Origin of the sequence: Bacteroides sp. MSK.20.82, from assembly GCF_019052485.1 — a bacterium.
Classification (GTDB): Bacteria; Bacteroidota; Bacteroidia; order Bacteroidales; family Bacteroidaceae; genus Bacteroides; species Bacteroides thetaiotaomicron.
The window spans coordinates 144,915-158,366 of record NZ_JAHQUN010000006.1 but is presented as its reverse complement, the minus strand read 5'-3'; the positions used below and the strand labels follow the sequence as shown (position 1 = coordinate 158,366).

Annotated in this window: 9 protein-coding genes; 3 read left to right on the top strand and 6 right to left on the bottom strand. The window is 43.5% G+C overall.

Annotated elements, in window-relative coordinates; all coding sequences use genetic code 11:
• Nucleotides 1-16 precede the first annotated feature (16 nt).
• The 6 genes from KTR07_RS08495 to KTR07_RS08470 form a co-directional block, all read right to left on the bottom strand.
• Nucleotides 17-2,020: a DUF5125 domain-containing protein gene (locus KTR07_RS08495; protein WP_217315330.1), complete on the bottom strand. Its 2,004-nt coding sequence runs from the start codon at nt 2,018-2,020 to the stop codon at nt 17-19.
• Nucleotides 2,021-2,042: 22 nt separating this feature from the next.
• A complete protein-coding gene (locus KTR07_RS08490; RefSeq protein ID WP_217315328.1) occupies nt 2,043-3,533 on the bottom strand; it encodes a glycoside hydrolase family 30 beta sandwich domain-containing protein in 1,491 nt (496 codons plus the stop codon).
• 58 nt (nt 3,534-3,591) lie between these two features.
• Nucleotides 3,592-5,127 (bottom strand): RagB/SusD family nutrient uptake outer membrane protein, encoded by a 1,536-nt coding sequence (locus tag KTR07_RS08485; RefSeq protein WP_008767524.1) that lies wholly within the window; start codon nt 5,125-5,127, stop codon nt 3,592-3,594.
• Nucleotides 5,127-8,132 (bottom strand): TonB-dependent receptor, encoded by a 3,006-nt coding sequence (locus KTR07_RS08480; protein ID WP_011108758.1) that lies wholly within the window; start codon nt 8,130-8,132, stop codon nt 5,127-5,129. Before KTR07_RS08480 ends, KTR07_RS08485 begins: the two co-directional genes overlap by 1 nt.
• A 209-nt stretch (nt 8,133-8,341) precedes the next feature.
• Nucleotides 8,342-9,985, bottom strand: a complete 1,644-nt coding sequence (locus KTR07_RS08475) for a DUF6377 domain-containing protein (RefSeq protein ID WP_074857633.1) — start codon at nt 9,983-9,985, stop codon at nt 8,342-8,344.
• Between the two features lie 48 nt (nt 9,986-10,033).
• Nucleotides 10,034-11,254, bottom strand: a complete 1,221-nt coding sequence (locus KTR07_RS08470; protein WP_016269249.1) for a pitrilysin family protein — start codon at nt 11,252-11,254, stop codon at nt 10,034-10,036.
• Nucleotides 11,255-11,359: 105 nt separating this feature from the next.
• Between KTR07_RS08470 and KTR07_RS08465 the strand changes: the two genes are divergently transcribed.
• The 3 genes from KTR07_RS08465 to KTR07_RS08455 are packed head-to-tail and all read left to right on the top strand — an operon-like array spanning nt 11,360 to nt 13,417.
• On the top strand, nt 11,360-11,893 hold the full coding sequence (locus KTR07_RS08465; protein ID WP_074857630.1) for a TIGR00730 family Rossman fold protein: 534 nt from the start codon (nt 11,360-11,362) through the stop codon (nt 11,891-11,893).
• A gap of 4 nt (nt 11,894-11,897) precedes the next feature.
• Entirely contained in the window at nt 11,898-12,503 is a 606-nt protein-coding gene (locus KTR07_RS08460; RefSeq protein WP_008762908.1) for an SIS domain-containing protein, read from the top strand.
• Nucleotides 12,491-13,417, top strand: coding sequence for a carbohydrate kinase (locus KTR07_RS08455; protein ID WP_008762907.1), 927 nt, complete (start codon nt 12,491-12,493; stop codon nt 13,415-13,417). Before KTR07_RS08460 ends, KTR07_RS08455 begins: the two co-directional genes overlap by 13 nt.
• The last annotated feature ends 35 nt before the right edge of the window (nt 13,418-13,452 follow it).

Genomic DNA, 13,452 nt, shown 5'->3' with positions numbered 1-13,452 from the left:
AATGATTTCTGTATTTTTACTTCTTCACAACAGAAAGAATTCCTTTATCTATCCCCTGAGTGAAATCTAACGTAAACACATAAGTAACTCCCTGTTCCAACGGAGAGGCCAATACAAGATTTTCCTCATCAACATTGAATAAGTTCCGGGTAGCCTGATCCATTTGCAGGTTCTTTTGATGAAATTGCTGATCCCAAGACTTTCCACCCAGATATTTAACACTGATATAATCGTATCGTATGCGTTCACCAATAACCGTACTGCCTTCAGCACCAGTCTTCCCAGTAAACTGATAAACTTTCGGACTGATTTCCGCCACACAATAAGCAGTCGAAAAGTCCCAGTTAAATTCGTCCTTAATAGACGGAGAGCCCATACCATAGCCCAACAACCATACGGCACCATGCCCGTCAGCATCCAGTCCGGCTTCACTATTGCCATTCATACGTACTACTGCAAAGTATTTGCGTGTAGCATTTACCATCACCCTGTAGCTACCGGCAACCGGCAAGAACTTCAAGTGATTATCTCCGGTCTTCACCAGATAATCCGGATCAACATACCAATCATTTAGATCTTCGATGCCACCTATTTCGAGTGTCTGGTTCTGCGTCAAAGACATCTGCAATTGATACATATCGGAACTGCCTTCTTCCAGCTTCATTCCATTGATTGTAATGTCCGGTCGCGGCAAGTCTACCTGTCCTACTTTCTCTACAGTCAGTACTGCTTTGGTATTACCTTTCGTTACATCTACCGTAAACTTATAAACACCGCCTCTCTCAAATTTCTGACCTTCCTGCAACTTCAAGTTACCCGACTCTGTTATTTCAACAAGATCGCTTGTAGTAGAGATGGCATCTCCCTTAAATTCACCATTATCCCACTTGTTTATGTGGAAGAATTTAAAGTCAATATCACTTGTTTTCATAGTCACACCGGCAGTAAACGTAAGTTGATACTTCTTTGCCGTAAGTTGCGGCATACACAAACCATTCTCCGGCGTCCATCCCACTTCGTACAAAGATACCGACGGCTTGCCAATTCCATTTCCGATAGCCCAGATAGCTCCTGTTCCGTCATCCTGCAATTTAGCTGCTTCACCGTCTTTTAAAGCTATGACAGAGAAGTACTGTCTCTTACCGTTTGCTGTAATCTGATAGCTTCCGTCAATCGGCAGGAACTTCAGTGTTCCATCCTCCTGCTTTTCAAAGAAGTCCGGATCAATCCACCATTCATCATAAGCAGGCACTCCTTCGAACGTCAGAATGTCTTTCTGCTTTAACGACAGTTTAACAGCATATACATCGTTTTCTACCAATTCCATTTCTTTTCCATTCAGCAATAATTTGGCAAACGGACTTGCTTCATAGTTGAAAGTATTAAACTGAATCGTATAATTGCCCGGCTCTGTATTGGAGAACGGGATAGACGTAGTAGAGCCTACTGCAATCGTATTGTCTTCCCAGCCAAAAGTTAGCTCGTTGCCGTGCTCCCCTACTTTCGGAGTTTTGATATACGCTTTCATCTTCTGCGAAAAGTCTCCCGATACGCTATAATGATACATCGATTGCCTGTCCATCCGGTACTCCTGCCCTTCTTCATCTACCAGGGTCAGATAAGGAAAGTCCGGGCGTGCCAACGTAAGTTCCGTTTCCTGTTCCGTCGTAGTAAAGTGAATATTCTGAAGGATATACTTCAATGTCGCCTTTCCGTTAGGAATATTAGCATAATAAGGAATATAAATCTTTCCGGTATAGTCGCTTCCACTTGTCTTTGTTCGGATCACCGTTTCAGATACCTGTTCTTCTCCATAGAAAAGCTGCGCTTTCAAAGTAGAAAGAGGAACGTCTACATCCGAAGCCTTGATCGTAAACGGAAGGCTGTCGCCGAAAAGGGCATCCGCATTCTCCGCCTTGATCTCCATACTCGGATTACCGGGAAGGAACTCGTCATCATTACAGGAATTCATGGATAAGATTCCCGCCAATGCCAATGTTATATAGATACTTTTTTTCATTGTCTTTATACTTTTAAGGTTCTTACTTTGACTTTGCCCAACGGTATGAAGTTACTGATTTACCGGGAACGTCATAAGCAAAATGACGTTGACCGTCGCTGACAGTTATCTTCTTCGACTTCTCATTGTTGTTTATCAGAACAAAGGCATACGTTCCGTCCGTATTTTCGAAAGCAGAACAGGTAATACCGTTGTCCGTATAACCGGTAGTGGCGATACGCACAGCTCCCGGCCTCACAACACTTGAAAGATGAGCAATGATATAGTAGTGAGAGTTACGTATGATTGTCTTATAATCACTGTTATTGATATCTACCGCACCATAGCAAGTCTGACAACCACCTTCACGATTCGGACCACGGTCGTTATCGAGCATCAGATTCCAGACAATTACGCCCTTACACCAATTATTGATTGTTCCCAATGCTACCTCTTCCATATCTTCCATCAGACGCTTCGACAAGTCACGTCCGCTGTTCCATGTGCCGATAGAAGTTTCTGTAAACAGAAGTTCTTTCTCAGGATATGCCTGATGTATATTCAGCAATTCTTCACGGTTGCCGCCATAGTTATGGTAAGCAGCACCTGCCAGATACTGAGAAGCAGCGGCATCTTCGTAAATCTTGCCCGGATAGTTCTTCTGCGATTCGATATTGTCATAATTGTAGTTATGGTCGAAAGCATAAATCTTGGTAGACAGTCCGGCAGCTTTCATCTGAGGACCGAGCGCTGTTTTCACGAAGTCTCTTTGTTCTTCCCATTCCATATAGAGCGAAGCGGAGTTGCCACGGTTCAAAGGTTCATTTTGCGGAGTTACTGCATAAATGTCAATGCCTTCGGCTTTAAATGCCTGTATCCATTTCACAAAATAAGTAGCATAATCCTGATAATAATCCGGGTTCAATTGTCCGTTCGTCCACGAATCCAATGGTGTACGGTCTGTCAGGCTTTTCACTTTCATCCATTTCGGACAGGTCCAAGGAGCGGCAATTACCTTGATAGAAGGGTTAATGGCCAGAATCTCTTTCAGGATCGGAAGGATATAGTCCTTTTCTTCGCTCTGCAAAGCAAAGTTTTCGATCCCTTTCGTATCACAGCAGGTATATTCGCTTAACGAGAAGTCCGAACAACCGATGGAAATACGGATGTAACTGAATCCGAAACCATCTTTGTCGGAGAATGTTTCCGTCAGGAAAGCATGACGGTCAGCCGGTTTCATCAGTAACAGGTTGTAACAGGTAGAACCTGTGATAGCTGCTCCGAAACCATCCATCGTCTGGTACTGTTCCGCAGGATTCAAAGTTATTGTGGTCGGAGCCAGATTGTCTTTCGGGCTGAAGTTAACCGCATCACGGGTCAAATCACGGGTCAGACTACTGGTTGTCGTATAAATGGCTACATCTCCGGTGGGGACAGGTACTACCGGTTTTTCCGCATCATCACTATTACTACAAGCCGCTAATATGGTGAAGCATCCTAAAAAGGTCAGTGCTATATTTCTCATGTTTATCATAATCGTTAGTTTCTTTTTCTATTTAAATACATTATAAGCGATGTTATCTCCGGCTCTATCAATATCCGGGGTTCTGTTCAATCTTGTCATTGGCATCGATTACCGATTGTGGGATAGGCAGGCGATAAGAGTTCTTATCAAAGGCGTAAACCTGTGACTTGCGACCTGAATCTTTCGCATATACGGCGTTCATCACCTCTTCTACCTTATCCAGACGAACCAGATCAAACCAGCGTTGTCCTTCGAATGCCAGTTCCAGCCGACGTTCGTTGAGCAATGCGGTAATCATCGCATCCCGGTCTTTACGTACGGATGAAGACAATTCGCCCAATCCGGCACGTTCACGTACTTCGTCGATGATCTTAGCTGCCGCTTCCAGATCCGGTGTATCCTGCATGATCAATGCTTCTGCCTTCAATAACAGCACATCAGCATAGCGGTATTTAATAATGCTGCTATTAGCCGAACGGCATTTGTACATGAAAGGATAATTGTCCGACGGATAATAGTTGCTCCAATTACAATCATAGTAAACTACGGATTCCTGAAAGCGAATCTGATCTCCTTCTTTCTTGAAAGCATTGATCAAATCACGTGACGGAGTTACCCATTTTGCCCAAGTGAAGTTATTATTCCAGTTTACAAGGTCACGTCCGAACATCCATGTACACCAGTTACCCGAACCGGGAGTAAACTGAGCTTCCAGTATAGATTCTTTAGTATTACGGGCTTTTGCATCCGTTCCGGCAGCATTCATGCCGAACAAATCGCTAAAGTCCTTCACAAGCTCAAAACCATCAGCCTTCACCTCGTCACAGTAACGGATTACTTTTGAATAGTCACGCAACGGTTTCTCTGCATAGATCTTTGCAAGAAGAGTACGGGCTACGGATTTTGTAAACAGAGTTTTGTTGCCTGCCGTATTATCCGGCGCATGCTGGATGGCAGCCAGCAAATCTTTCTCTATCTGCTGATAAGCTTCCAGTTCTGTGTTTTGTGCCGGGAAATATTGTTCATACACATCTTCGATATTTTCTGAAGTAATATCATCAGCTACTGTTGTAATAACCGGGAAATCCCCCCACAGACGTACCATATCGAACATGACCATGGCACGGAATATCATTGCTTCCGCCTTATACTGCGCACGTTCGGCAGTAGTCAAAGAGTTATCGGTCACCAAGTCAATATTACATATCAATTTATTGGCACGGGCAACGTCTTCCAGATAACGGTTCCAGTCACGTTCGAGCACAGAGTTGGAACCTTCGATGGAATTGTTCTCAAACGGAAGTACCTCAGCTCCCGTAGTTCCTGCGTATGCATTATCCGCATGCGAATCTGATATGAGCAACAAGTCCACATACCAGTGTTCCTGACGGTCGCGCATCTGATTGTAGATAGTCGTCAGGTGACTTTCTACAGCCGCTTTATCTTTAAATACCACCTTTGTACCGGTATCCGTCACACCTTCGGTCACATCCGAATAAGTATCGATCGGATCGTAATTCAGTGAGCAGGAAGAAAGTCCGAACAGCAAACCGGAAGTGAGTCCATAAAATATATATCTTAGTTTCATAGTCTTTCCTTTCATTAGAATTCAACATTAATACCAAACACGTATGATCTAGAATGCGGGTATGTACCCCAGTCGATGCCTTGCACCGTACCGCTGTTGCCCCATTGGTTTACTTCCGGGTCCATGCCGGAGTAGCTTGTCCATGTCAGCAGATTGGTAGCGGTAAAGTAAGGTTGCAGACGGGTAATTCCCCATTTCTGCAGTAATTTGCCCTTAAAGTTGTACGACAAGGAAACGTCTTTCAATCTCAGGTAACTGCCATCTTCAATAAAGTAAGTAGAGTTCAGCAACTTGAAATTAGCTTTCGGCACATTGGTTATCTGTCCAGGTATCTTCCAGCGGTTCAGTACTTTGGTAGACTGATTCTTTCCATCGTACATCCCTTCTGTTTCTATACGGGAAGCATTGAAGATATCATTTCCATAAGAGCCTTGGATAAACACACTCAAATTAAATCCTTTCCATGAGAAAGTGTTGGTCAGACCATAAGTAAAGTCCGGATTCGGGTCGCCGATATAAGTACGGTCGGAAGTCGAGATTTTACCATCACCACTCAGGTCACGATACATTAATTCACCTGTCTCAGGATCTACACCGTCACTGATATATCCGTAAAAGCCTCCTAAAGCACGTCCCGGCTCATTACGCACTACATAATCGTTGACTACATCCGCAGTTTTGGCATCATAGTACACTTTCTGCAATTCAAGTTTCGTCAATTTGTTCCGGTTGAAGGAAATATTGAAGTCCGTATCCCAGGTAAATGCTCCCCCCCGGAAGTTCTTCGAACTAATGGTAAGCTCAAAACCTTTATTAGTCATTTCACCTTCATTACGGGCGATAGAAGTAGCTGCGGCAGCACCGGCAGGCAGTGATACGTTCATCAGCATGTTCTTGGTCTTCTTGTAATAGTAGTCCATGTTAAAAGTCAAACGTCCATTCAATACTGTCAGGTCCAGACCAATATTGGTCTGAGTAGTCGTTTCCCAAGTAAGGTCAGACGTACGTAAATTGGCCTGGCTGATAGTCGGTACCGCATTCGCATAATCTGTTGTATCACCTTCAGCCGCTACCTTAAACCATTCAATACGACCGATATTATAACGTTGCAAATAAGCATAGTCACCAATACCAGACTGATTACCTGTCTGTCCCCAGCCTCCACGTATTTTAAAATCATCAATCCACGTCAGATCAGCCATAAACTTCTCGGAAGATACACGCCAGGCAGCTGAGAACGATGGGAATACCCCCCAACGATGATCAGGATGCAACTTAGAAGAACCGTCGGCACGCAGGTTAGCCGTCAACAGGTACTTACTATCAAAATTGTAAGCTACACGTCCGAAAAATGACATAATTCCCCATTGAGAAGCACCTGTACCGGTATTATCCCAGGCAATCTTGTTCGCGGCATTCAAGGTCTGTATCAGATCATTGCGGTAGTGTGAACCGTTTATCCAACTGTTAGAGTAGTCTGAATCCGTCCACGATGACCCTGCCATTACCTCCAGACCATGTCTCTTGAAGTTCTTATTGTAAGTAAATACATTGTCGAATGTCAATACCGTATTCATATTCCGGTTGTCGGAGGCTTCACCATACTGGTTACGTCCCCAAGCAGTAGAAATCGGATCAAGAAAAGTAGTATTTACAGCATTGCGACGGTCAAGTGTTAGAGTTGATTTAAACTTCAACTCCGGCAGCAAGGTAAGCAACACGTTGCCCGATGCCAGCAAACGGTTTTCCTTATCTTTATTATTCTTCGCACGTGCCATGTTCTCCAACGGGTTGGTGATATTTCCAACTCCATAGAAGTTATTGTAATACTGGTTCGGATTTAAAGCATCCCAGATCGGAGCATATGTCGGCGTATTGATAACAGCCAATACAACGCCACCGCGATTCGCTCCTGTTCCCATCGCTCCCCCTCCGTTACTGGTATAGTCCGAGTAGGAGATATTAGCACTTACTGTCAACCAGCTACGAATCTGATTTTCAAGATTCACCCGGAAATTATAACGCTTGTAATAAGAGATATCCAGTATTCCCTTTTCATCGAGATATCCGGCAGAAAGATAGTATTTCATCTTTTCATTACCGTTAGATACTGCTACCTGATAATTTTGCATCTTTCCGGTCTTATATGTTTCGTCAAACCAATCAGTACGGTCGGGCAGTCCATCAGGCAAGGATACCAGTCCGATTTCATCCTGTAACTCTTTATACTGCGCAGCATTCAGAGATTCTACCTTATCCGCCACCTTGTTCAAGCCAAACTGTGCTGTCAGAGATACTTTTGCCTTTCCGGTCGCTCCGGCCTTTGTTGTAATCAGAATTACACCATTGGCAGCACGCGAACCATAAATAGAAGCCGAAGAGGCATCTTTCAGAATCTGCATGCTTTCAATATCATTCGGAGATAAAAACTTAATGTTATCCACAGGAACACCATCCACTACATATAGCGGATCGTTACTTCCGTTCATAGAAGTAGTACCACGCACACGGATAGACATCTCTCCTCCCGGCGTACCGCTAGGCTGAATTACGGAGATACCGGCTGCCTTACCCTGAATAGCCTGTCCGGCAGAAACGATGGGACGTACATCAAGATCTTTAGTAGACACAGTGGAAATGGCTGTCGTAACATCTTTACGTTTTACCGAACCATAGCCGATCACAACTACTTCTTCAAGTACTTCATTGTCTTCCTGAAGTGTAACTTTCATCTGTCGGGATGCTTTCTGTTCCTGCGATTTATATCCTACATAAGAGAATATTAAAGTAGCATTGGACTGGACCGTCAATGTAAAGTTACCGTCTAAATCAGTTATCGCTCCGTTAGTTGTCCCCTTTTCCTGTACACTTACACCGATAAGCGGTTCTTTCTGTGCATCCAGCACCTGACCGGATGCAGTAAATTGTTGTGCGGATGCACTCAGAGAAAAAAATACTGCTAAGATAGCAAAGAGAATCTTGCGACTCCCCGAAAGGATTTTTCGCCTGTTCTTTTTCATGCGTATTAATTTTAAAGTTTATAATTAAGGTATGTGCTTGACAGGACTTTCGCCACTATTTCAGAAGCACAGGTCAAAAGTATAAAGAAACTGAAGTGATTTGACAATGAGGGTATAATAAGTGGATTATACAAACAGACAAACCACTAATAAACAGCAAGTTAATATCAACCAAAGAGGCCTAAAAAGTGGATAGGTTACAACATCGATCAACGTATTTTCCGAACTAAATCTTCGAAATCTTCTCTGGAACCACGAGCTTTGTTTTTTACTTTCGCCCGATAATTATAAATTGTATTCACCGAATAACGGAGAAACTCTGCTATTTGTGAACTATCTTCAATACCAAGACGTATTAATGCAAAAATTCTCAGTTCGGTATTCAATAATTCATCTTTCTTCAGAATGATTTGTTCATTGTCTTGCAACAATGCATTGAACTTCTTCACAAAATCGGGAAATAAATGCAGGAAAGCAGTATCAAAGTTGGCATATAGTTCTTCCAATTCCTCATCAAGGGCATCCTGTGAGCGGGTGATTTTAAGTAATTCTGCTATCTGACCAGCAGATACTTTCTTATTTACCATACGACGATATGCATCGAGCCGATTGATATAAGTAGAGCAGAGTTTAATAAAACGGGCAATATATTCTTCCTTAATCTGGTTAGATTCAGACAGTTCTGCATTGGTAGATGTCAAACAGGCATTCATTTGCTGTAATTCTTCATTCAATTGATTCAATTGATGATTGGCTGTCTGCAGATGATTCCTTGCAACAGCCAATTTCTTCATCTGCCGGTATATATAGCCCAACGCACCAATCAGCAGCACCAGCAATGCCGTAATCAGCACTAAATACTGCTGAAGGCGGTCGTTCTGTTTCTCAATCATCGCCTGATAAGTTTTATCAATCAAAGAAAGCACATCGGCACTCTGCCAACTTCGAAGACGAGCATTATAGAATTTGGTAGCATTCCACGAGAAACGCATATATTGGTAAGCTCTCTCCATATCGCCATTCTCATAGAGCAACTGAGCCAACATCCACAAAGAAGCATGATCTTTAATAGCAGAACGAATATCAGAGATAGCAGAAAGGCAAAGATTCTGTTTCTCTCTTATTTTATCTCCAAGATATTTATAAATAAGTGAGCGATGGTAAGTTACAAGTGCATATTGAGGCGTATCGGGCTCTGCTGCCATCAGGCGACGGTCGTTTATCTCCAAGGCCTCATCATACTTGTGCCGGTCACGAAACAACGTTTCGCGCATGACCATAAATTCTTCCGATTGAGGAGATAATATCGCATATAATGAATCTTTATATGCTGACGATATTTCCCGATAATAAGCAGATAACGTCTGATCTTGTGTATAAAATCCCATCTCACCATACACATGATCGAAACATGTATAATAATCAAGTATCAGATGTGAAGTTACCTTCTGTCGGTCTACTGACTTCAAGACATCAATTGATTCGGTATACATACCCGTAGAAGAAAGCAAAAGAGAAAGTTGCAGTTTACTTTCTATTTCCCGGTCAGTATCTCCCAGATTACCCGCAATACGAACATTCTCATTTAAATAGTAAATAGCGGAATCGCAAATAAAGGCTTTATATTCCTTATAGATCTGATTATTCAGATTATAGCGTTCTATGGAATTAGGAGCCACGTCTCCGGCAAGCTCTTTCAGATGCTGTATCCGCGATTCGCGCTGTACCACATAAGTGTCATGTGCCAGGATTGTCTGATCAAGGACATGCAATAGTGAATCAAGAGTTTCATCAGCCCATGAAAAAATCGGAAAAGAAGCAAACAGCAACAACAGCAAACATTTATTTTTCATTAGAGTATTAAAGTTTTGTAGGAAATATGACATTCTTCACTCAAGGTATCACTTATAAATCAACGTCGACAAATATTCCTCCGCAAACATCTCATTGGCAACCTCCAGCAGTTGTTCTGCCGTCAACGCCTCAATACGATGGAACACTGATTCTGACGATTCGTACTTATGATAGTGCAGATATGTTTTCGCCATACCCAGCGCATTATTCTCGAAATTATCAGACGCCACGCCGATCTGGCCTATCAGTTGCTTCTTCGCTGCCGCCAGCTGAGAAGATGTCATCTTCACATCCCGCATTCGCTTCAGTTCTTTATAAGTCAGTTTCAGACAGGTATCCATATCTTCGATATCCGTACCGAAATAGATGCAGAAAGCTCCTGTATCGGTATAAGAAGTCAGATTGGACTCTACATTATACACCAATCCCCTCCGCTCGCGAAGCGATACATTCAGCTTACTGTTCATGCCCGGACCGCCAAGCACATTATTCAGCAGATAAAGTGCCGTACGCTTATCATCATACGCATTGTATCCCCGGCTACCAATCATTACATGCGCCTGATGAGTATCTTTAGGCACTACCAACCGTTCGGGCACATAAAGAGGAGGAGGCATACGCTGATTATCCACCGTCACTGCCGGGATATCGGATAAATGCTTCTCTGCCAGACGGATAATCTTCTTGAAATCATATTGTCCCTGAACAAAGAATACCATATTCCCCGGTTGATAAAAGCGACGGGTAAACGAGAGAACATCCTCCGTACGGAAACTCCGCAGCAGTTCCGGCTTACCGAGAATGTTCCTTCCCAACGGATGGTTACGGAAAATCATATCTTCAAAATCATCGAAGATCAACTCCGAAGGATTATCCTCATAAGACTGGATTTCGTCAATGATCACTTCCGTCTCCTTTTCTATTTCATGCTGCGGGAAAGTAGAATGGAATACAATATCTCCGAGCAATTCGAGTGCACGTTCCAGATGCCCGGTCAGGAAGGCGGCATAGACAACCGTCTCCTCTTTATTCGTATAGGCATTCAGATCGCCGCCCACATTCTCCATGCGGTTAAGGATATGCCACGCTTTCCGCTTCTCCGTCCCTTTAAAAATAAGATGTTCCACGAAATGAGCCATCCCCTGCTCATCCTCAGCCTCATCGCGCGTTCCGGCATCGATGGCAAAACCACAATAAGCTACTTTCGAGAGAGTCGGTTCATGAATTATGCGCAGGCCATTCGGCAATGTATATTCGTTGTAATGCATTGTTTTCTACTTCCTTATTGAATTAATGCCGCAAAAATACAATAAAACTTATTGTCGTTTATAGAAAATTGCAGATATTTGTAGACTATATTAGCAACAACGTGTATGAAAAAGATAGGAATATTCTGTTCTGCCTCGGAAAACATTGACAAAATGTACTTTGACAGTGCCCGTCAAATCGGAGAATGGATGGGAAAAGCAGGCAAAACGTTGATTTATGGAGGAGCCAATCTCGGACTGATGGAATGCGTAGCCCGCGCCGTGAAAGAGAATGGCGGTACGATCATCGGAGTAGTTCCTGCCAAACTGGAAGAAAAAGGTAGTGTGAGCACATTACTGGACGAGGTGATTCATACCCGTAACCTGAGCGACCGGAAAGATGTGATAACAGAGAAGTCGGAGATATTGGTCGCATTGCCTGGTGGTGTAGGTACACTCGACGAGATTTTCCACGTCATAGCCGCCGCCTCTATCGGATATCATCAGAAAAAGGTGATCTTCTATAACGAATACGGTTTTTATAATGAACTTCTGGCTGCACTTAAGACGTTAGAGGATAAGGGCTTCGCTCGACAATCTTTCTCTACCTATTATGAAACAGCAAACAATCTGGATGAATTAAAAGAAAAAATAAACTGATTATATGATAGACTCCATCAAACAACTCTTGCAACAAGAGGCACAAGCAGTGCTCAATATCCCTGTAACAGACGCTTACGAGAAAGCGGTACAACTGATTGTAGAACAGATACATCAGAAAAAAGGGAAATTAGTAACTTCCGGCATGGGAAAAGCCGGACAGATTGCCATGAACATCGCCACCACCTTCTGCTCCACCGGCATTCCATCGGTCTTCCTGCACCCCAGTGAAGCGCAGCACGGCGACCTCGGCATCTTACAAAAAAACGATTTGCTCCTGCTTATCTCCAACTCCGGCAAAACACGCGAAATCGTGGAACTGACCCGACTGGCACATAATCTGGACCCGGAACTGAAGTTTATCGTTATCACCGGAAATCCCGACAGCCCGCTGGCCAACGAATCAAACGTCTGTCTGAGCACCGGTAAACCTGCCGAAGTTTGTACGTTAGGCATGACTCCTACTACATCGACTACCGCCATGACCGTCATCGGTGACATACTGGTAGTACAGACAATGAAGAAGACAGGATTCACCATCGAAGAATACTCAAAACGCCATCACGGTGGTTATTTGGGCGAAAAATCAAGATCGCTATGCGAAAAGTAATCGGTATCGGAGAAACAATCCTCGATATCATCTTTCGGGGAAACCAGCCTTCCGCAGCCGTACCGGGAGGCTCTGTATTCAACGGCATCGTATCCCTCGGACGAATGGGGATCAAGGTAGGTTTTATCAGTGAAACAGGTAATGACCGGGTAGGAAATATCATTCTGCAATTCATGCGTGAAAATAATATTCCGACGGATCACGTAAATGTCTTCCCGGATGGTAAATCACCTGTATCACTGGCATTCCTCAATGAACAGAGCGATGCCGAATATATCTTCTATAAGGATTATCCCAAACAACGTCTGGATGTGCTTTATCCTAAGTTAGAGGAAGACGATATCGTCATGGTAGGCTCTTACTATGCGCTCAACCCGGTACTCAGGGAGAAGATTCTGGAACTGCTGGACCAGGCACGCGAGAAGAAAGCAATCATCTATTACGACCCGAACTTCCGCTCTTCACATAAGAACGAAGCAATGAAACTAGCTCCTACGATTATCGAGAATCTGGAGTACGCCGATATTGTACGGGGATCGCTGGAAGATTTCTTCTATATGTATGGCTTGCAAGATGTGGACAAGATATATAAAGACAAGATTAAATTCTACTGCCCGCGGTTTATATGCACGGCCGGTGGGGACAAAGTATCACTTCGTACCAATCTGGTCAGCAAAGAATATCCGATAGAACCGCTGGAAGCAGTCAGCACCATCGGTGCCGGAGATAATTTCAATGCGGGATTGATCTACGGATTGCTTAAATATGATGTACGATACCGTGACCTTAATAATCTGAATGAAGAAGTCTGGGACAAAGTAGTTCAGTGCGGGAAAGACTTTGCCGCCGAAGTATGCCGTAGTTTCAGTAATTCAGTATCGGTGGAGTTTGCCGGACAGTACGCATCGAAGTAATTACGGATACAACCATCCCCTAAATTACTATTAAC

Bases quoted from the DNA above. Each gene is read 5' to 3' on its own strand.
- KTR07_RS08460 (WP_008762908.1), top strand. From the start codon at position 11,898: ATGATAGACTCCATCAAACAACTCTTGCAACAAGAGGCACAAGCAGTG.
- KTR07_RS08455 (WP_008762907.1), top strand. From the start codon at position 12,491: ATGCGAAAAGTAATCGGTATCGGAGAAACAATCCTCGATATCATCTTT.
- KTR07_RS08470 (WP_016269249.1), bottom strand. From the start codon at position 11,254: ATGCATTACAACGAATATACATTGCCGAATGGCCTGCGCATAATTCAT.
- KTR07_RS08495 (WP_217315330.1), bottom strand. From the start codon at position 2,020: ATGAAAAAAAGTATCTATATAACATTGGCATTGGCGGGAATCTTATCC.
- KTR07_RS08490 (WP_217315328.1), bottom strand. From the start codon at position 3,533: ATGATAAACATGAGAAATATAGCACTGACCTTTTTAGGATGCTTCACC.
- KTR07_RS08475 (WP_074857633.1), bottom strand. From the start codon at position 9,985: ATGAAAAATAAATGTTTGCTGTTGTTGCTGTTTGCTTCTTTTCCGATT.
- KTR07_RS08485 (WP_008767524.1), bottom strand. From the start codon at position 5,127: ATGAAAGGAAAGACTATGAAACTAAGATATATATTTTATGGACTCACT.
- KTR07_RS08480 (WP_011108758.1), bottom strand. From the start codon at position 8,132: ATGAAAAAGAACAGGCGAAAAATCCTTTCGGGGAGTCGCAAGATTCTC.
- KTR07_RS08465 (WP_074857630.1), top strand. From the start codon at position 11,360: ATGAAAAAGATAGGAATATTCTGTTCTGCCTCGGAAAACATTGACAAA.